Source organism: Streptomyces sp. P9(2023) (assembly GCF_032436795.1).
In the GTDB taxonomy this organism is placed as follows: domain Bacteria; phylum Actinomycetota; class Actinomycetes; order Streptomycetales; family Streptomycetaceae; genus Streptomyces.
This window is the reverse complement of sequence record NZ_JAUPWM010000646.1, coordinates 1-256: the sequence shown is the minus strand read 5'-3', so window position 1 is coordinate 256 and position 256 is coordinate 1. Positions and strand designations below refer to the sequence as shown.

The 256-nt window shown below is 47.3% G+C and carries 1 protein-coding gene; it reads right to left on the bottom strand.

From position 1 onward, the window contains the following. On the bottom strand, window positions 1-256 hold a 256-nt coding region (locus tag Q5762_RS39005; protein ID WP_315897058.1), incomplete at both ends, for a hypothetical protein.

The following is a 256-nucleotide window of genomic DNA, read 5'->3' as shown; positions in this document are numbered from 1 at the left end:
TAGCGCATAGTCCTGTGTAGCAATTACTGTTTGAATCGTTGTAGTGCCAGCAAATACATCGTTATCAGCGGTGTAATCGTCGGTATCACCAGTAAATTGAGTGTCAATCGATGCAAAGAGGCCATCAACTTTTTGCCCCTGAGCAACTACTTGGCCTTCAATCTCAGATACATCAAGCTCTAGCTGATCTACTCGACCAACAATAGCCCCTGCCTGCGCAATAGCCTCCCCAATGTCCTGCCAATCAGCGCTAGGA